The sequence below is a fragment of the Burkholderia sp. MSMB1589WGS genome (assembly GCF_001636105.1).
GTDB classification, from domain to species: Bacteria; Pseudomonadota; Gammaproteobacteria; order Burkholderiales; family Burkholderiaceae; genus Burkholderia; species Burkholderia humptydooensis.
In genome coordinates this window covers 218,756-236,854 of sequence record NZ_LNJT01000001.1, presented here as the reverse complement: position 1 = coordinate 236,854, position 18,099 = coordinate 218,756, and the positions used below count along the sequence as shown (strand labels likewise).

The window sequence follows — 18,099 nt, the reverse complement described above, 5'->3', positions numbered from 1 at the left end:
ATACGGAGTCGACATGACGACGCATGACCATACCCAGACCGCCGCTGCCCGCTCCGGGCGCGGCCGCGCGCTTTGCGCGGCGACGCTCGCGCTCGCGGCCGCGCTCGCGTGCGCGGCGGGCGCCGCCCGCGCGCAATCGTCGCAGCCGCAGCCGCAACACGACGCGCCGCCCGCATCGGAAATCGGCCACGCGTCACAGACATGGTTTGCGTTGCAGGCCAGCAACCGCGAGGCGGCGCCGGCGCAGCCGATGATCGGCGAGGCGGCGTCGCTCGCGTACGCGCGCTATCTCGAGTCGTTCAAGACGAAGATCCCGGCGTTCTACGGATCGGCCGCGGGCATGAGCGGCGGAGGAGGCGGTGGCGCGGACTATCTCCTCACGCCGGCGTCGCGTTCGCAGTGAGCGATCGCATGCCATTGGCCCGCCGTCGCGCCGAGCATCGGCCTTCCGCCCGCGGACGCGCGGCGATCGCGCGCGAGCGCGGCTCGTTCGCGGTCGTCGCGGCGATCTGGATGCTCGTCGCGATCGCCGCGCTCGGCGCGGTCGACATCGGCAACGTGTTCTTCGTGCGCCGCGACTTGCAGCGGGTCGCCGACGTGGCCGCGCTCGCCGGCGCGCAGAGAATGGACGATCGATGCGCGCAGCCGAACGCGGCCGCCGCCGCGAACGCGAGCTCGAACGGCTTCGATCCGTCGGCGGGCGGCAACACGCTGACGGTCGCGTGCGGGCGCTGGGACACGCAAAGCAACGTGGGGCCGAGCTACTTCAACACGGCGTCGACGCCGCTCAACGCGGTGCAGGTGACGGCAACGCAGACCGTGCCGTATTTCTTCCTCGGCCCGTCGCGCACGGTGAGCGCGACGTCGACCGCGAAGGCGACCAACGTCGACCAGTTCACGATCGGCACGACGCTCGCGAGCTTGCAGGGCGGCCTCGTGAACGGCGTGCTCAATGCGCTGCTCGGCACGAATCTGGGCCTGAGCGCGCTGTCGTACCAGGCGCTCGCGTCGACGCAGATCAAGGTCGGCGACCTGATGGCGGCCGCGAACGTGCTGACCGTCAACGAACTGCTCGCGACGCAGGTGACGGCGGGGCAGTTCGTCGATCTGATGCTGACCGCGCTGTCGCGCACGCAAGTCGTGAACGCGAACCTGCAGGCGAGCGTCGCCGCGCTGCAGGCGATCGCCGGCGCGAATCCCGGCGGCGGGAAATTCAGCCTCGGCGGCCAGTCGGGCGGGCCCGGCGTGTTCGCGCTCGGGCTGTCCGACACGCAGGCGGCCGCCGACGCGAAGATCGACGTGCTCGATGCGCTGATGGTCGCGGCCGAGGTGGCGGCGGCGGGCAAGCCGGCCGTCGACGTCGCGACGAAGCTGCAGCTCGCGGCGGGCCAGGGTGCGACGCTGAAGCTGCAGGTCATCGAGCCGCCGACGATCGTGATCGGCGAGGCGGGAACGGACCCGAAGACGGGGGCGTGGCGCACGCAGGCGAACAATGCGCAGATCCGGTTGTATGTGAAAGTGAGTCTCGGCACCACGGGGCTGTCGCCCACCGGCGCGCTGTTGCCGCTTGCGCCGCTCGTGAGCCTCGTGCAGAACCTGATACAGGTCGATCTGAGCCTGCCGATCGCGCTGCAGGTCGCGACGGGCTCCGCGTGGCTGCAGTCGACGAGTTGCGCTGCAACCGCCGCAGCGAGCCGCGCGACGATCGTCGTGCAGCCGGGCCTCGCGAACCTGTGCGTGGGCAACCCGCCGACGGATCTTTCCGCGCAGCAGACGTTCGCCTGCGACGCGCCTGCGACGATTGCATCGATCGGCCTGGCGAACGCGCCGCTCCTGCAGGTCAAGTCGGCCGTCGCGCTGCCGGCGGTCGTGCCGAGGGCCAGCGCCGCGACGCTCACGTTCAACGGCGTGACGGGCGACGCCGACGATTATCAGACGACGAATTCGAACGCGGTGGGCTCGGTGATCTCGAACGCGCTGTCGGGCGCCGCGCAATCGCTGACGGGGCCGAACGGCCTCACGCTCTATGTGCTGCAAATGCCGGTGCCCGTCGGCGATGCGCTGGGGCCGGTGGTCTCCGTGCTGCTGAACCTGCTCGGCCCCGTGCTGGGCTCGCTCGATCAGGTCGTCGTGCCGCTTTTGAGCCTGCTCGGCGTGCAGCTCGGCGCGGCGACGGTTCACAACCTGGCGCTGACCTGCGGCGCCGCGCAAACGGTTTATTGAAGATTCACGCATAACGATGAGAAACACGAACGCAATCGAAGGACTCGACCTGTACGTCTGGGAGGGCAAGGCCGACATCGTCGACCGGGTCGCGCGCTGCATGTCGAGCTTCGACGTCGAAGTGATCCGCGCGGACAACGAGGCGCTGTCGCCCGATCGAACCGCGATGCGGCCGTCGCTCGCGATCATCAGCGTGTCGATGATCGAGAGCGGCGCGGCGTTCCTGCGCACCTGGCAGGCGGACATCGGCATGCCGGTGGTCTGGGTCGGCGCGGCGCGCGATCACGATCCGTCGCAGTATCCGCCCGAGTATTCGCACATCCTGCCGCTCGATTTCACGTGCGCGGAACTGCGCGGCATGATCTCGAAGCTCGCGGTGCAACTGCGCGCGCATGCGGCGAAAACGCTCGAGCCGAGCACGCTCGTCGCGCATTCGGACTGCATGCAGGCGCTGCTGCAGGAAGTCGACACGTTTGCCGACTGCGACACGAACGTGCTGCTGCACGGCGAGACGGGCGTCGGCAAGGAGCGGGTCGCGCAACTGCTGCACGAGAAGCACTCGCGCTATTGCATGGGGGAGTTCGTGCCCGTCAACTGCGGCGCGATTCCGGACGGCCTGTTCGAGTCGCTCTTCTTCGGGCACGCGAAGGGCTCGTTCACGGGCGCGGTCGGCACGCACAAGGGCTACTTCGAGCAGGCGGCGGGCGGCACGCTCTTTCTCGACGAAGTGGGCGACCTGCCGCTCTACCAGCAGGTGAAGCTGCTGCGCGTGCTCGAGGACGGCGCGGTGCTGCGCATCGGCGCAACCGCGCCCGTCAAGGTGGACTTCCGGCTCGTCGCGGCGAGCAACAAGAAACTGCCGCTGCTCGTCAAGGACGGCTTGTTCAGGGCGGACCTGTATTACCGGCTCGCGGTGATCGAGTTGAGCATTCCGTCGCTCGAGGAGCGCGGGCCCGTCGACAAGATCGCGCTCTTCAAGTCGTTCGTCGCGTCGGTCGTCGGCGAGGATCGGCTCGCCGCGCTGCCGGAGCTGCCTTACTGGCTTGCCGAGGCGGTCGCCGATTCGTACTTCCCGGGCAACGTGCGCGAGCTGCGCAACCTGGCCGAGCGCGTCGGCGTGACGGTGCGGCAGACGGGCGGCTGGGACACGGCGCGGCTGCAGCGGCTCGTCGCGCGCGCGCGCAGCGCCGCGCAGCCGGTGCCGGCGGAGAGCGCGCCCGACGTGTTCGCCGATCGCAGCAAGTGGGACATGGCCGAGCGCAACCGCGTGATCGCCGCGCTTGACGCCAACGGTTGGCGTCGGCAGGATACCGCGCAGCATCTCGGGATCAGCCGCAAGGTGCTGTGGGAAAAGATGCGCAAATACCAGATTTTCGACGAGGAGCCTGAGGCACGGGAAAGCGAATGAAAAAGGGCTGCGACGCAGCCGACGAACATGCATTCGAAAAACTACAACACTTCGAAGCAGGAAAAACAGAATGAGCCACATACGGGGAATGGGGCGCGTCTTCGTCGCGATCGCGGCGGCGGGCGGCCTCTGCGGCGCGCATGCGCAGGCATTGGAAGGCGAAGGCGGCGCTGCGTCGCCGGCGTTGACGGCATCCGCCGCGGCGGCGCCGGGCGTCTCGGCGCCGGCCGTCGTCAATCTGTCGGCGCCCGGCGGCGCGCCGGCGGCGGCCGCGAGCGCGGATGCGAACGGCAGGAGCACGATCGACGAGCTGCAGCGCCAGATTCAGGCGCGCGAGCTGACCGAAATGCGCACGACGTACAACGGCAGCTACGGCGCGAGCTTGCTGCTCAACATCCAGGAAGGCACGTATTTTGTCGCGCTGTTCCAGCAAAGGGCGTTCTGGCGCGTGATCAGGACGGCGAGCGAGGCGCGCGCGGAAGCGGTCTACCGCGATTTCGCGAAGCAATCCGAGACGCTCGCGGTCAATGAACTGCAGGCCGCGAAGCTCGAATCGCAGAAAGCGCAGACCGATCGGCAGATCGCCGCCGTGCAGGAGCGGGCGAGCCGGCTGCAGGCGGATCTGAGCATCGCGCGCGAGCAGCGCGCGGCCGTCGCGAGCCGGCAGAAGGACAAGCTCGACGAGGCGGCCGCGCTGCGGGAGCAGAAGAACGAGCGGCAGGATCAACTGCGCAAGCTGCAGCAGCAGGTTCGTTCGTTGCAGCGGCAAGCCGACGCAGGATTGCCGAAGATGCGGTGATCGCACCACGGACGGGGCGGGATCGGACGGTCCCGCTTCGCGCAGGCCCCGGGATTCGCCGTGGCGCGGGCTCGCGAGACTGAGGCCCGTTCACGCCGGGAACGGGCCTGAGACAAAAAAGGGCAAGCCGGTGATGGCTTGCCCTTTCGATTTGGCGGGGCCGGTTTATTGGCCGTCGGTCGGACCGAGCGAACGGCGGCGGCGCGTGACGATCACGGGGCCGTTGCCGTTGCGCTCCTGCGTGCCGGAGGGCGCCGATGCGCCTTCTTGCGGCGCGCCGTAAGACTCGCGGGGCTCGCGCGGTTCGCGCGCGCCATAGCCGCCGTCGCCGCGGGGTTCGCGCGAGCCGTAGCCGCCGTCGCCGCGCGGTTCGCGGGAGCCATAGCCGCCATCGCCGCGCGATTCGCGAGCGCCATAGCCGCCGCCTTCGCCGCGCGGGCCGCCGTGCGAGCCGTACGGACCGTGACCGCCACCTTCGCGGCCGCCGGGGCGACCACCGCCGCCGTGGGGGCCGCCCGCGCGCGGGCCGCGGCCGCCGCCCGGACGGGAGCCGCCCGTGTCGAGCTGGATCGTCGAGATGGCGCGTTTATAGATGCCTTGCAGGCCGACGGGCGTGCGCAGCATCACCAGGTACTGGTCGAACGACTCGATGCATCCCGTCAGGCGAATACCGTTGACGAGATAAATTTCGACGCGCTTGCGTTCCTTGCGCGCGGCATTGATGAAGTCGTTTTGCGGATGGGATTCTGCAGGATTGGCCATTAAAAAGCGGCAGGTGCCGGCGTCAATTAAGAGTTATGCGTTTCGCCGCATGCGAACTTACACAGCGTTTGGCGGGATTTTACCCTGTTCGAACCCGATGCGCGCGCGAGCGTTTGTGTCCAATCGTTACCCACTATAGACGGTCCCGCGCGTTTGCGCGATCCGTCCGATCGGCCAATGCGCGTTGGCGCGCATTTTCGTTACGTCGGGTTACAGGTCTCGCACGGCCGTTGCACCTGCCGCCGCGCAGGTCCGATAGAGTGCGTGCAGAAGGCCGGCCATGCCGGCGAAACGAGGTGAGGTGACGAACATGAAAAAATTACTGACGAGCACGATGCTGGGCGTCGCGGCGCTCATGGCATCGGGCGCCGCGACGGCGGGCGGCGTCGATCTGTCGATCGGCGTCGGCGTGCCTGTCGCGCCGGTGTATGTGGCGCCGGAACCCGTCTATGTCGCGCCGCAGCCCGCGGTCGTCGGCTACCCGGCGTACTACGGCGGCTGGCGCGGCGACGATGACGAAGACTACTGGAAGCACTATCGCAAGCACTGGCGCAAGTGGCACCGCCATCACGACGACGATGACGATTGACCACGCGATCCGGCCTGCCGCCGCGACGGGCCCGTCGCGCCGCCGCAACGAAAAAAACGCCGCGCGGGCCGTGATGGTCCGCGCGGCGTTTTTCATCGCAGCCCGCCGCCGCCGTTCATGACACGGCGATGACGAATCAGAATGCGTAATCGGGATTCTTCGGATCGAACGCCGTTTCGTCGAGCGATTTCGGCGTGATCTTCTCGAACACGACCTTCTCGAACAGGCGCCCGTCGTTGTCGTACGATTCGACGGTTCGGAAGTACGGTTGCCGCAAGTCGAGCCCGAGCGTTTCCTTCTTCGCGTAGAACTGCGGCCGGCCGCCGGGCGTCTCGTAGGTGAGGGCGACGACGCGCACGCCCTTGATCGTCTTCGCCTCGACGTGCGTCGGCTTCAGCACGCCCGCGTCGCGGTACTTCTTCGCCTCGCTCAGGAACAGGTTCGCGACGAACTCGGTGCCGAGATCGCGCACCTGGTGATTCGATTGCGCGCGCGCGAGCGTGCCGTCGACGGCCGTCCACATCGGCAGCTTGCCGAGCAGGCCGCCCAGGTGGCCGTACATTTCGTCGGCGCGCTTCGTCGAATCGTAGATCACTTCCTGGCCCGAATGCGCGCCGTCCGGCAGCCACTTCGCGTAGACGCGCAGCGGGCCGCGCGTCACCTTGACGAACATGTGGTCGGGCGTATCCGGCCATTTGCCGCTGATGCGCTCCTGGCGCAGCATCGTGAATTGGTACGACGGATGGCCGATCGGTCCCGCCGCGACGTAATCCGGCACGGTCTGCGGATCGAGCGACTCGAAGAGCGCCGTGAGCGTCGCGTCGTCGAGCTTTTCGAGCGTGCCCTGACGCGCGGCCGTGCGCAGCCAGCGCGCCTGCTGGTCGGCGGGCAGCTTCGCGACCTTCGCGAGCTCGGGCGGCAGCGCCGCGCCCGGCGCGCCGGGTTCGACGGCGGCGCTCGCCTCGGCGTCGGCCTGCGCGTGCGCGGCGCCTTGGCCGAGCACGGGCACGAGCGAGAGCGCGGCCACGGCCGACGCGGCGGCGAGACGGCGCCGTGCGAATCGTGTTCGCGACGACGAAGACGGGTGTTGTGGTGACGCGTACGACATGCATTCCTCCCAGAACGCGATCAAGAATCCTGTTGAGGGGCTTTCGCGGTCCGCCCGGATCAGTGCTTCGCCGACGGATCGGCAGGCGCGTTCGCGAGCTTCGCGAGTTCCTCGTCGCGCAGCGCGCGGCGCAGGATCTTGCCGACGTTGGTCTGCGGCAGCGCGTCGCGGAACTCGACGGCCCTCGGCATCTTGTAGCCCGTCAGGTTCTTCCGGCAGTGCGCGAGCACGTCCTCGACCGTCAGCGACGCATCGCGAGGCACGACGAACACCTTGATGCGCTCGCCATGCACGGGATCGGGAATGCCGATCGCCGCCGCTTCGCGGATGCCCGGATGCGACACGAGCACGTCTTCGATCTCGTTCGGATACACGTTGAAGCCCGACACGAGGATCATGTCCTTCTTGCGGTCGATCAGGCGGATGAAGCCCTGCTCGTCCATCACGCCGATGTCGCCCGTCGCGAGCCAGCCGTCGGCGTCGATCACCTTCGCGGTCTCGTCGGGGCGCTGCCAGTAGCCGCGCATCACCTGCGGGCCGTGCACGCACAGCTCGCCCGGCTCGCTGACGTTCGCCCATGCGCCGTCCTCCTTGCGAAAGCGCACGATCGTCGAAGGCGCGGGCAGCCCGATCGAGCCGCTGAACGCGCGCTTCTCGTTCGCGTCGTATGGGTTCATCGTGACGATCGGCGAGCACTCGGTGAGCCCGTAGCCTTCGACGATCGGGCAGCCGGTCACCTGCTCGAAGCGCTCGGCGACCGCGCGCTGCATCGCCATGCCGCCCGCCATCGCGAGCTTGAGCTTCGAGAAGTCGCGCTTGCGGAATTCCTCGTTGTCGAGGAACGCGTTGTAGAGCGTGTTGATGCCGGTGATGCCCGTGAAGGTCTCGTGACGCAGGATCTTCATCATCATCTTCGTGTCGCGCGGGTTCGCGATCAGGATGTTGCGCCCGCCGAGGCCGAGGAAGATGAACGCGTTCACCGTCAGCGAATAGATGTGATAGAGCGGCAGCGGCGTGAGCACCGTCTCGACGTCGCCCGTCAGTTGATCCTCGATCCACGTCTTCGCCTGCAGAAGGTTCGCGATCAGGTTGCCGTGCGTGAGCATCGCGCCTTTCGCGACGCCTGTCGTGCCGCCCGTGTATTGCAGGAACGCGAGATCATCGCGCTTGATCGCAACGGGCGCGGGCGCCTTCCTCGCGCCGGCCGCGAGCGCCGCGCGCAGGCGCACGGCCTGGGGCAGCCGATACGCCGGCACGAGCTTCTTCACGTGCTTGAGCACGAAGTTGATCAGCCGGCCTTTCGGATTGAGGCCGTCGGCGAGCAGATCGCCGAGCGCGGTCACGACGACGTGCTTGATCTGCGTCTCGGGCAGCGCGTCCTGCAGCGTCTTCGCGAAGTTCTCGAACACGACGATCGTCTGCGCGCCGCTGTCCTTCAGTTGATGCGCAAGCTCGCGCACCGTGTAGAGCGGATTCACGTTGACGACGATCGCGCCCGTCTTCAGCGTGCCGAACAGCGTGACCGGATACTGGAACGTGTTCGGCAGCATGATCGCGACGCGGTCGCCCGGCTTCACGCCGAGGCTCTGCAGATACGACGCGAACGCGGCCGCCTTGTGCGCGAGCGCCGCATAGGTCATCCGCGCGCCCGCGCTGATGAAGGCGATGCGCTGCGCATAGCGCGTCGTGCATTCGTCGAAGTACTGAGCAAGCGATTCGTACTGCGTGACGTCGATGTCGTGCGGCACGCCTTTCGGGTACGACGCGTACCAGATGCCGTCGGTGTTCGGCGCTTGCGTGTGGGCGTGGGCGGGCGCAACGGGGGCGGTCATCGCTTGTCTCCTGAATCGTTGGTATGGGCCGGCGCGCGGGCGTCGGCGGCGCGTTGCGCGAACTCGCCGCGCGATGCGCGTGCCGGGGTGGGCGCCGAAAAGGCGGGCGCCGGGTCGCGATATGTCAGCGCCGCCCCGTGCAGTCGCGTACCGCGCGGCCGGCGTTCGCGGTGCGCGAGCCTTCTCAGGTCGCGTGCGTCTCGTGTGCGGCCGCGCCGACCGGCTCGGCCGCGAACGCCTCGGTGCGGGGTGACGCCGGCGCCGCGGGGGCCGCCGGCATCGGCGCGGCGGACGCCGGCGCGACCGGAGCCGGCGGCACGGCGCTTGGCGCGAGCGCCGACACGGCGGCGGCCGGCACGAGTGCGGGGGCTGCGGACGGCGCGGCGGCGGGCGCGGGCGCAAGCGGTCCGGCAGGCTGCATCGTCGCGCTGGCCGAGGCCGCTGCGCCGTCGAGCACCGATGCGAAGATCGCGAGCTGCGTCGCGTCGGGCATCGGCGCGTTCAGCGCCGCGACGATCAGCGCGGACAGCCGCGCGATCATCTGCACGTCGTTCATCGTGCGGCCTTGCGTGAATTCGTCGATGAGGCTCTCCGTCTCCGCGCCCGCGAGCGCGCCGGACAGCGCGCCGATCGCGTAGTGCAGCCGCCAGCCGAGCTCCGCGCGCGGCAGGTTCGGCAGCGCGCGCTGGAATGCGTCGAAGAAGCGGCCGGCGACGGTTGCGTAGTGCGCGGTCAGGAAGTTGCGCACGAACGCCGACGGATCGGTGTACGCGCGGCCGATGAGCCTCAGGAACGCGCGGCCGCCGCGCTGCGGATCGCGCGACGCCTGCAGCGCCGGAATGAACATCGCGCCCAGCACGTGCTCGCAGGTGACGTGCGGGCCGAGTTGCGCGTCGAACCGATCGAGGATGCGCAGGCGCTCCTCGTTCAGTTGATCGAGGCGTCGCGACAGCATCGCGTGGATGAGCGCTTCCTTGCTGCCGAAGTGATAGTTGACCGCGGCGAGATTCACCGCGGCGCGCGATGTGATTTGCCGCATCGACATCGCTTCGAAGCCATGCTCGATGAAAAGATCTTCGGCCGCATCCAGGATGCGCGCCTTCGTCCCGCCGGATTGCCGGCTGGCTTGTCGAACTGCCATGTTCCGCCTCCCTTGCCGGTTTCCCGGTACGCGAACAAGCGATTCAAATCTGTAATTGAAACAGCCGTTTTCATTAAGATAAAAAGCGGCGCGGGGCGGCGGCAAGCGTTCTTTATGGACAAAATCCTCTAGAGCATACAGTGCGATGCAGCATGAACGGTGCGCCGCGCGCAGCGCGACGCGCGCTTGCGCGATGGTGCGCCGCCGCGCGCGAGGTCATCCGGTCGTCGAGCCCATCGCGGCCGTTTGCGTCATGTCGATCCCGCGTCGTTCGCGGCTGAACACAATTAAAACGCAGATGACGACGGCGACGATGCCCGCGACCGTCGCGAGCGCCATGCTGTAGTCGTTGCCGTGATCGACCGCGAGCTGCGCCTGCATCGTCGCGTTGCCCGACGCGAGCAGATTGCCGAGCTGATAGACGAAGCCCGGGAACGTCGCGCGAATCTCGTCCGGCGAGATCTCGTTCAGGTGCACGGGGATCACGCCCCATGCGCCCTGCACCGAGATCTGCATCAGGAACGCGCCCGCGGCGAGCGCGAGCGTGCCCGCCGAGAACGCCCACAGCGGCAGCACGGGCAGCGCGATCAGCGCGGCGATGAAGATCGCGCGGCGGCGGCCGATGCGTTCGGACAACCAGCCGAACGTGAGGCCGCCCACGATCGCGCCGATGTTCAGCACGATCGTGATCCACGACACCGTATGCGGATCGAAGTGATGCTGCTCGCGCAGGAAGGTCGGGTAGAGATCCTGCGTGCCGTGCGAGAAGAAGTTGAACGCGGTCATCAGCACCACCGCGTAGATCGACAGCTTCCAGTTCTGCTTGAGCGTCGCGACGAGGCTCGGGCGCGCGCGCTTTTCCATTTGCCGCCACGCGGGCGACTCGGGCACTTTCGCGCGCACGTACAGCACGAGCAGCGCGGGCAGCACGCCGATCATGAACATCCCGCGCCAGCCGATGTACTGGTAGAAGAGGCCGAAGACGACCGACGCGAGCAGATAGCCGCTCGGATAACCCGCCTGCAGCAGGCCCGACACGGCGCCGCGCGCGCGCGGCGGAATCGTCTCCATCGTCAGCGCGGAGCCGACGCCCCATTCGCCGCCCATCGCGACGCCGAACAGCGTGCGCAGCGCGAGCAGCGCGGCGAGGCTCGGCGCGAAACCGGACGCGAGCTCGAGCAGCGAGTAGCACGCGATGTTGATCATCAGCGTCGGCCGGCGGCCGAAGTGGTCGGCGAGGCGGCCGAAGATCAGCGCGCCGATCGGGCGCGCGGCGAGCGTCAGCGTGATCGCGAACGCGACGGCGGGAATCTTCGTGTTGAATTCGGCGGCGATGTCTTTCAGCACGAAGACCATCAGGAAGAAATCGAATGCGTCGAGCGTCCAGCCGAGGTAGGCGGCGATCGTGACGTTGCGTTGTTCCCGGGTCCAGCTTATGGCCATGACGCAGTCTCCTCGAGAGGGAAGCGCCGTCGTGCCCCGCACCGCCCGGCTGGCGCGGCGCGCGGGCGGTAACGCGAGTGTACGCCGCTCGCCGCGCGCGTGAAGGCCCCGAGCGGGCCGATCCGGATTTATCCCTATGAAATGGATTGTTGCGCGTCCCGCAATCGCAGGGCGCTGCGATGCGCGTGCGCCGCGCGCCGCATGCGAGTCGCGCGATACCGGGGCGAAGTCGCGCGCGCATCGAGCGGATCGCACGCGACTCGGCGGGACTCAACGGGCTTCGACAGGACAGGATTCGCACCGGTTTTCGCGATGCGGCACGCGGTGCTAAGGTAGCGCCGTTTTCCTTCTTTCATGTGCTTACAGGTTGACGGATGGATCCGGATACGCAAGCTCACCCGGCGCTGCCGACACTCGAAACCGACCGCCTGTGGCTGCGTCCGCGCGTGCTCGCCGATCTCGACGCATGCCTCGCGATGGATCGCGATCCGGACGTGACGCGCCACATCGCCGGCCCGTGGGACGACCCCGTCGAGCACCGCCGCTTCGTCGAGCATCGGATCACGTGCGCGTATCCGCCGGGGCTCGGCTACTGGTCGATCTTCGAGAAGGCGCAGCCCGCCCGGTTCGTCGGCTGGATGCTGCTGATCCCCGACTACGTCGAAGGCGGCCGCGACGTCGAGATCGGCTGGCGGCTCGTGCGCGCCTCATGGGGGCGCGGGATCGCGAGCGAAGCCGCGCGGCGCGTCGTCCGGCATGCGTTCGAGACGGTCAGGCTGCCGCGCGTCGTCGCGGACATCGCCGCGGCCAACGGCGCGTCGCTGAACGTCGCGCGCAAGCTCGGGATGCGGCGCGTCGGCATCGTGCGGGACGGCATCCCGTACGTTCGCCACCGGCTTGAGCGCGCGGATCTGGCCGCACGCGGCTGAGCGCGCGCGGGCGGAAGGCGCGCACCGCCGGCCGCGCAGCGTGCGGCAGTGCGCTTTGCGCAAACTTCGAGGGCAACGCGGTATTAACGCGAACGCCGATCCCATGTATCGTTGCCGACATCCTATTCGGGAGCCCCATCATGACGATCGGCCAGGACGTCCATTTCATTCCCGCGAAGCTCGACGCGCTGCGCCCGACGCAGATCACGGTCGGCTATCGCGAAGTGAAGGCAAAGCGCAAGCATTGGAAGTCGCTCGGCAAGAAGGCGCGCCGCGCGGCGATCGAGTCGCACTGGTTCCCGGCCGTGCTCGGGCCGGGCGGCGAATACTTCATCACCGATCACCATCATCTCGGGCTCGCGCTCATCGAGGAGGGCGTGACCCAGGTGAAGGCGATGCTGCTGAAGGATCTGTCGTGGCTCGACGAGACGATCTTCTGGCGGATGATGGAGCACAACCAATGGGTGCATCCGTTCGGCGCGAACGGCGCGCGCCACGACTACGCCCGCCTGCCGACATCGCTCGTCGGCCTGAAGGACGATCCCTACCGCAGCCTCGCGGGCGAGCTGCGCACGGCGGGCGGCTACGCGAAGGACGCGACGCCGTTCAGCGAGTTCCTGTGGGCCGATTTCCTGCGTCCGAAAATCGCGCTGACGCAGATCCGCAAGGATTTCGCGAAGGCGCTCGAAGCGGCGCTCGGCTACGCGCACACGCAGGAGGCGCGCTATCTGCCGGGCTGGTCCGGCGTGATCGCGGCGCCGCGCTGAGCGCCGCGTTCTCGTGTGCACGACGGGCAACGACCACGGAACGCGCATGGACCTCCGCTCGAAGCACATCGACGCGCCGCCGCAGCAGGCCGCGCATTTCGCGCCGCTCGACGAGCCGCCTGCGCCGCGAGGGCGCCGCGCGGCGCTCGACGCGCTCGCGGGGCTGTCGATCGCGGGCCTCCTGATACCCGAGGCGGTCGCATACGCGGGGCTCGCGAACCTGCCGCCGCAGGCGGGGCTCATCGCGCTCGTCGCCGGGCTCGTCGTCTATGCGATCGCGGGCAGCAGCCGCTTCGCGATCGTGTCGGCGACGTCGTCGTCGGCCGTCGTGCTCGCGGCCACCGTGATCTCCGAGGCCGGGCCGGGCGCCGGCACGCAGTTGATGCTCGCCGCGGCGCTCGTCGCGACGACGGGCATCGTGTTCATCCTCGCGGGCGCCGCGCGTCTCGGCGGCATGTCGGATTTCATCGCGCGGCCGGTGCTGCGCGGGTTTACGTTCGGCCTTGCGCTCACGATCGTGATCAAGCAGTTGCCGAAGATGCTCGACGTGCCGATCCGTCACGGCGACACGCTGCGCGTCGCGCTCGACCTGGTGCTCGGGATACCGAACTCCAACGTTCACAGCGCGGCGCTCGGCGCGACGGCGCTTGCGATCCTGTTCGCGCTCGGCAGGCGCACGCGCGTGCCGGCGACGCTCGTCGTGATCGTGCTCGGGATCGCGGCCGGCTACTGGATCGACTGGCATCGCTACGGCATCGCCGTCGTCGGCACGATCGATCTGGAAAATCTCGCGTTCGGCATGCCGGTGCTCGGCCGCTCCGACTGGATGCAGACGGCCGAGTTCGGCTTCGCGCTGATGCTGATCCTGTACGCGGAATCGTATGGATCGATTCGCAATTTCGCGCTCAAGCACGGCGACACGATTTCGCCGAACCGCGATCTCGTCGCGCTCGGCTGCGCGAATCTCGTATCGGGGCTGCTGCACGGAATGCCCGTCGGCGCCGGCTATTCGGCGACGTCGGCGAACGAGGCGGCGGGCGCGCAGACGCGCATGGCGGGCTTGTTCGCGGCCGCCGTGATCGCGCTGATCGTCTGGCTGCTGCTGCCGCAGCTCGCGCGCATCCCCGAGCCCGTGCTCGCGGCGATCGTGATCTTCGCGGTCAGTCATTCGCTGCACCCCGAAGTGTTCAGGCCGTACTGGAGCTGGCATCGCGACCGGATCGTCGTGATCGCCGCGCTCGCGGCCGTGATCGTGCTCGGCGTGCTGCACGGCCTGCTCGCCGCGATCGGCGTGAGCCTGCTGCTGACGCTGCGACAGTTGTCCGAGCCGAACGTGAGCGTGCTCGGGCGGCTGCGCGAGAGCCACGATTTCGTCGACGTGTCGATGCACGAGGATGCAAAGCCGATTTCCGGCGTGCTGATCGTGCGGCCGGAAGCGCAGCTCTTCTTCGCGAACGCGGAGCGCGTGCTGACCATGACGCGGCATCTCGCGCGCGACGCGCAGCCGCCCGTGCACACGGTGATGCTGAGTCTCGAGGAGTCGCCCGACGTCGACGGCACGACGATCGAAGCGCTGAAGACGTTCGGCGCCGAGTGCGGCGCGCGCGGCTGGCGCCTCGTGCTCGTGCGCCTGAAGCCGAACGTGCTGCGCGTGCTGCAGCGCGCGGCGGACGGGGCGCTGCGGGCGGACGCGCTGTCGGAGTTGAGCGTCGACGAAAGCCTGCAGTCGCTGGCGGCGGGCGAGCTGTCGCGCGCGTGACGTATCGATGTCGAGCCGCTTCGTTTCTTGCATCGTCGATATTGGCGGCTGCCGGGTTCGCCCGCGGTCGTGTCGCTCGGTTTGCGCCGCCGCGCAGGGGAGGCGGGGCGCGCGCGTCACGGCGTCGCTGCGCGCATCGCCGGCTGCACCGCGCGCAGCGCGGCGAACGGCACCCGCGACAGATCGAGCAGCGCCTGCGCCGTCGCCGCGATTTCGCGACGCAGGCGCGCATAGTCGATCTTGTCCGCCGTCGTCACGCCGTAGTTGAGCAGATACGTGGGGCCCGTGATCAGATTGATCGTCGGCACGCGCGCGCGGCCCCAGAAGTACTGCCCCTCGCCGGGCCAGACCGCGTCGTCCGCGCTGCCGTCTCCGTTCGGGTTCAGCGGCGGCATCGCGAATGCGGGCGCCGCGTTTGCGCGGCGCACGAGCGCGTCGGCCGCATCGACGAGCGCCGGCACGGGCGGCATGAAGAGCGCGGTCGGCTCCGCGCGGCCCGTCGGCGCGAGCGCGCCGTGCGCGTTCGGCAGCCATTCCTGCGCGCCGAGATGCTCGATCGTCACGATGCACGCGATGCGCGCGAGGAGCCCGTCGCGCACATGTCGCGCGATGAAGTCCTCGGCGCCGACACCGCCCGCGAAATGCCCGCTCGACAGCAGGATCATGACCGTGCGCGGCAGCGCCGCGCGGGGCAGGCGGCTCAGGTATTGCGCGATCGCGACGATCGCGTTCGGGCCGTTGTCCTCGATTCCGTTCGGGCCGTCCGTGTGGCTGTTGACGACGGTCAGCTCGTCGCTCATGCCGGGGATGATGCCGATCAGGTTGCGGGTCTGCACGCGCTCGACGCTCGCGTCGAGCGACAGCCGCAGCGTCGCGCGGCGCTCCGCGAGCGAGACGAGCTTCGCGCCCGTCGCACGATCGACGAAGAGGCCGGGCACGCGCCGCAGCCGGCCGTCGTACGGCGCGTACAGATCGGTCGCCTCGGCGCTCGACGTATCGGCGATCATCACGACGCCCGCCGCGCCCGCTGCTTGCAGCCTGTCGAGCATCGCGGTGAGCGTGCCGAGCATGAAGCTCGTGCGGACATAGGGCGCCGACGGCGGAAACGCGTTGTCCGGATCGAACACGCGCAGCGCGCGCTCGTGGAAGAACGCGCCCGATAGCGGCGATGCCGGCCATTCGACGACGGCGATCTTGCCGGCCACGTCCGCATCGGGCATCTGTCCGGCCGCGAGATAGCGGATCGGCGCGACGACGCCGTCGCGGCCGGTGTCGCCGGAATAGGGCAGGTAGCCCGTGACGTCGATGCGTTCGCGCGGCGCGCCGTCGGCGACGTCGAGCCGCCAGTGCCGCGCGGTCCAGCGCGTGAGCGTCGCCGCCTCGGTATGGAGCTGCGGCACGCCGGCTCGCGCGAGGCGGCGGCGCAGCACGTCGATGTAGCGTTCGTGCGCGGGCGAGCCGGTCGATCTCAGGCCGCGGCGATCGAGGTCGATCTGCCATTGCACGAGCTGCGGCGTCGGCAGCAACTGCGACGCGTCCACGTCGACGGCGGCGCGATCGGGCAGCGCGGCGCTCGGCCATGCGCCGCTCGGCGATGCGTCGGGCTCGGAATCCGCATGCGCCGCGTCGAGCGCCGACAGCGCGAGCAACAGCGCGCATCCCGAAGCGCCGAACAAGCGGCGCGTCCATGATTTGAGCTGGGCCATTCGTGTTTCCTCGAGAGCGGTGCGCGGGGCGGTCAGGCGGGGAGCGCCGGCCGAATCCGGTGATACGTTGTCAGGCGCTCGGCGGCGCGGGCGACGCGTTCCGCCGCCCGCGCATTTCAGCGCCGCCGCTTGCGCGGCGGCTGTTGCCGTTGCTGCAACCGCTGCTGCTGCCGCTGGCGATGCTGGCTCCATGCGGCGCTGCGGTCGCGAATGAAGTTCGACAGCTCGGCGGTTGACGCGAGCGGCGCGTCGGCCTCCTCGTAATGGCCTTTCTCGTTGCGCAGCGGCAGCGCCGCGATGCGGGCCGCGTGGATCTTGTCGAGCTTCGACGGCTTCGCCGCATTCGGATGGGACAGGTCCGACACGGGCACGGTCACGCCGGCGAGCGGATCGTCGCTCGCGGCGCGCGGGCTCGCGAGCGTGAGCACGTCGCCGAGCGACGGCGCATCGCGGTCGCGCGCCGTCAGCGGCGTCGTCCCGAAGCGCTCGCTGATCGTCTTCAGCACCGACGTGTGATCGATCGTGCCTGTCGCACTGCGGAACACGGTGCCCGCCGCGATCAGCGGCGAGACGAGCACCGCGGGCACGCGCACGCCGAAGCGCGTGAAGTCGAAGCCGAATTCGCCGACGGTGCCGTCGCCGGGCGGCGTCGCGCCGGATGGCGGCGCGACATGATCGTAGTTGCCGCCGTGCTCGTCGTACGTGACGATGAAAAGCGTGCCGTTCCAGCCGGGACCGTTGCGCAGCGCGTAGTAGACGTCGTGAATCAATTGCTCGCCCGCAGTGACGTCGTAGTTCGGATGCTGGCTGTTGCCGCTCGCGTCCCAGCTCGGCTCGAGGAACGTGAACGCGGGCAGCGTGCCGTTCGCCGAGCGCGTCTGGAAATCGCGAAAGTGGCCGAAGTGGCTGTCGTCGGCGTTCTGCGTGTCGGGGAAATCGTGGCGCGTGAGCGGATCGCGGTTGTAACCGAAGATCGCCCAGTCGGCGCCCTGGTCCGACAGCCGCCCGAAGATGCTCGGGCACGTGAAGATCTTCACGTGATCGTCGAGATGGCCCTGCGACGTGCCGGCGAGCGCGAACGCGCGGTTCGGCATCGTCATCGTCGGCGCCGACGCGAACCAGCGGTCGCACACCGCATAGCCTTTCGCGAGCCCGGACAGCACGGGCAGCAACTCGGGCGTGTACATGCCCATGATCTGCGCGGGCGTCGTGCCGGGCAGCGCGTCCTTGTCGTGCCGCGACTGATCGGTCGCGATCGCCGACTTGAAGCTGACGACGAAGCCCTGATTCGTCGGCACGGCGCCGGGGGCGGGGTTGTCGTCGGAGAACAACTGGTAGTTGGTGTTCTGAAAGCCTTCGCCGGGATCGGCGCCCGGCATCAGATACGGATGCGGATCAGTTGCGCGAATCCGGTAGACGCCGACCGGGCGGCCGAGATCGTCGGGATTCGATTCGCTGCCGGTGAGGCCGTCGAACGGCTGGCCGGTGGGGGAGCGGTTGCCGTCGTCAGCATAGAGAAAGCCGAGCATCTGATCGAACGAACGATTTTCGAGCATCAGATAGACGACATGTTCGATCCTGGAGAGTGGATTCGCCACGAGTGGACTCCGTTCGGGGGCCTCCGGCGTGCATT

The 18,099-nt window shown here is 68.8% G+C and carries 15 protein-coding genes; 8 read left to right on the top strand and 7 right to left on the bottom strand.

Translation table 11 applies throughout. The features are described from left to right. The first annotated feature begins 13 nt into the window (after positions 1-13). The 4 genes from WT16_RS01095 to WT16_RS01080 all read left to right on the top strand — a co-directional run bounded on the left by WT16_RS01095 (position 14) and on the right by WT16_RS01080 (position 4,430). Positions 14-403, top strand: a complete 390-nt coding sequence (locus tag WT16_RS01095) for a DUF3613 domain-containing protein (RefSeq protein ID WP_059929663.1) — start codon at positions 14-16, stop codon at positions 401-403. Between the two features lie 8 nt (positions 404-411). Then, entirely contained in the window at positions 412-2,223 is a 1,812-nt protein-coding gene (locus WT16_RS01090; RefSeq protein WP_063532562.1) for a TadG family pilus assembly protein, read from the top strand. A gap of 16 nt (positions 2,224-2,239) precedes the next feature. Continuing rightward, positions 2,240-3,631: a sigma-54 dependent transcriptional regulator gene (locus tag WT16_RS01085; RefSeq protein ID WP_006026562.1), complete on the top strand. Its 1,392-nt coding sequence runs from the start codon at positions 2,240-2,242 to the stop codon at positions 3,629-3,631. Between the two features lie 88 nt (positions 3,632-3,719). Beyond that, on the top strand, positions 3,720-4,430 hold the full coding sequence (locus WT16_RS01080) for a DUF2968 domain-containing protein (protein ID WP_063532532.1): 711 nt from the start codon (positions 3,720-3,722) through the stop codon (positions 4,428-4,430). A gap of 165 nt (positions 4,431-4,595) precedes the next feature. Here WT16_RS01080 and hfq read toward each other — a convergent pair whose 3' ends face one another. Continuing rightward, positions 4,596-5,192 (bottom strand): RNA chaperone Hfq, encoded by a 597-nt coding sequence (hfq, locus tag WT16_RS01075; RefSeq protein ID WP_006026564.1) that lies wholly within the window; start codon positions 5,190-5,192, stop codon positions 4,596-4,598. Between the two features lie 310 nt (positions 5,193-5,502). On the opposite strand from hfq, the gene WT16_RS01070 reads away from it, so the two are divergent. Further along, the gene (locus WT16_RS01070) at positions 5,503-5,781 is read left to right on the top strand and encodes a PXPV repeat protein (RefSeq protein WP_015600364.1); all 279 of its coding nucleotides are present in this window, start codon (positions 5,503-5,505) and stop codon (positions 5,779-5,781) included. 136 nt (positions 5,782-5,917) lie between these two features. Here WT16_RS01070 and WT16_RS01065 read toward each other — a convergent pair whose 3' ends face one another. The 4 genes from WT16_RS01065 to WT16_RS01050 form a co-directional block, all read right to left on the bottom strand. Then, on the bottom strand, positions 5,918-6,889 hold the full coding sequence (locus WT16_RS01065; RefSeq protein ID WP_063532531.1) for a DUF1571 domain-containing protein: 972 nt from the start codon (positions 6,887-6,889) through the stop codon (positions 5,918-5,920). Between the two features lie 59 nt (positions 6,890-6,948). Next, entirely contained in the window at positions 6,949-8,721 is a 1,773-nt protein-coding gene (locus tag WT16_RS01060; RefSeq protein ID WP_063532530.1) for an AMP-binding protein, read from the bottom strand. A 184-nt stretch (positions 8,722-8,905) separates the two neighbouring features. Then, positions 8,906-9,862, bottom strand: a complete 957-nt coding sequence (locus WT16_RS01055; protein ID WP_063532529.1) for a TetR/AcrR family transcriptional regulator — start codon at positions 9,860-9,862, stop codon at positions 8,906-8,908. Positions 9,863-10,078: 216 nt separating this feature from the next. Beyond that, entirely contained in the window at positions 10,079-11,305 is a 1,227-nt protein-coding gene (locus tag WT16_RS01050; RefSeq protein WP_006026569.1) for an MFS transporter, read from the bottom strand. Positions 11,306-11,679: 374 nt separating this feature from the next. Between WT16_RS01050 and WT16_RS01045 the strand changes: the two genes are divergently transcribed. The 3 genes from WT16_RS01045 to WT16_RS01035 all read left to right on the top strand — a co-directional run bounded on the left by WT16_RS01045 (position 11,680) and on the right by WT16_RS01035 (position 14,760). Further along, positions 11,680-12,234, top strand: coding sequence for a GNAT family N-acetyltransferase (locus WT16_RS01045; protein ID WP_063532528.1), 555 nt, complete (start codon positions 11,680-11,682; stop codon positions 12,232-12,234). Positions 12,235-12,374: 140 nt separating this feature from the next. Next, positions 12,375-13,001, top strand: a complete 627-nt coding sequence (locus tag WT16_RS01040; protein ID WP_063532527.1) for a ParB-like protein — start codon at positions 12,375-12,377, stop codon at positions 12,999-13,001. Positions 13,002-13,047: 46 nt separating this feature from the next. Beyond that, a complete protein-coding gene (locus tag WT16_RS01035; protein ID WP_009912573.1) occupies positions 13,048-14,760 on the top strand; it encodes a SulP family inorganic anion transporter in 1,713 nt (570 codons plus the stop codon). 116 nt (positions 14,761-14,876) lie between these two features. On the opposite strand, the gene WT16_RS01030 is transcribed toward WT16_RS01035, so the two are convergent. Both WT16_RS01030 and WT16_RS01025 read right to left on the bottom strand, forming a co-directional pair. Continuing rightward, positions 14,877-16,466 (bottom strand): PA domain-containing protein, encoded by a 1,590-nt coding sequence (locus WT16_RS01030; RefSeq protein WP_063532526.1) that lies wholly within the window; start codon positions 16,464-16,466, stop codon positions 14,877-14,879. A gap of 116 nt (positions 16,467-16,582) precedes the next feature. Continuing rightward, entirely contained in the window at positions 16,583-18,064 is a 1,482-nt protein-coding gene (locus tag WT16_RS01025) for an alkaline phosphatase family protein (RefSeq protein ID WP_063532525.1), read from the bottom strand. Positions 18,065-18,099: the final 35 nt, after the last annotated feature.

Excerpts from the sequence above, each read along its gene's own strand:
- WT16_RS01060 (WP_063532530.1), bottom strand. The coding sequence starts at position 8,721 with ATGACCGCCCCCGTTGCGCCCGCCCACGCCCACACGCAAGCGCCGAAC.
- hfq (WP_006026564.1), bottom strand. The coding sequence starts at position 5,192 with ATGGCCAATCCTGCAGAATCCCATCCGCAAAACGACTTCATCAATGCC.
- WT16_RS01095 (WP_059929663.1), top strand. The coding sequence starts at position 14 with ATGACGACGCATGACCATACCCAGACCGCCGCTGCCCGCTCCGGGCGC.
- WT16_RS01080 (WP_063532532.1), top strand. The coding sequence starts at position 3,720 with ATGGGGCGCGTCTTCGTCGCGATCGCGGCGGCGGGCGGCCTCTGCGGC.
- WT16_RS01040 (WP_063532527.1), top strand. The coding sequence starts at position 12,375 with ATGACGATCGGCCAGGACGTCCATTTCATTCCCGCGAAGCTCGACGCG.
- WT16_RS01055 (WP_063532529.1), bottom strand. The coding sequence starts at position 9,862 with ATGGCAGTTCGACAAGCCAGCCGGCAATCCGGCGGGACGAAGGCGCGC.
- WT16_RS01035 (WP_009912573.1), top strand. The coding sequence starts at position 13,048 with ATGGACCTCCGCTCGAAGCACATCGACGCGCCGCCGCAGCAGGCCGCG.
- WT16_RS01090 (WP_063532562.1), top strand. The coding sequence starts at position 412 with ATGCCATTGGCCCGCCGTCGCGCCGAGCATCGGCCTTCCGCCCGCGGA.
- WT16_RS01050 (WP_006026569.1), bottom strand. The coding sequence starts at position 11,305 with ATGGCCATAAGCTGGACCCGGGAACAACGCAACGTCACGATCGCCGCC.
- WT16_RS01070 (WP_015600364.1), top strand. The coding sequence starts at position 5,503 with ATGAAAAAATTACTGACGAGCACGATGCTGGGCGTCGCGGCGCTCATG.
- WT16_RS01065 (WP_063532531.1), bottom strand. The coding sequence starts at position 6,889 with ATGTCGTACGCGTCACCACAACACCCGTCTTCGTCGTCGCGAACACGA.
- WT16_RS01045 (WP_063532528.1), top strand. The coding sequence starts at position 11,680 with ATGGATCCGGATACGCAAGCTCACCCGGCGCTGCCGACACTCGAAACC.
- WT16_RS01085 (WP_006026562.1), top strand. The coding sequence starts at position 2,240 with ATGAGAAACACGAACGCAATCGAAGGACTCGACCTGTACGTCTGGGAG.
- WT16_RS01030 (WP_063532526.1), bottom strand. The coding sequence starts at position 16,466 with ATGGCCCAGCTCAAATCATGGACGCGCCGCTTGTTCGGCGCTTCGGGA.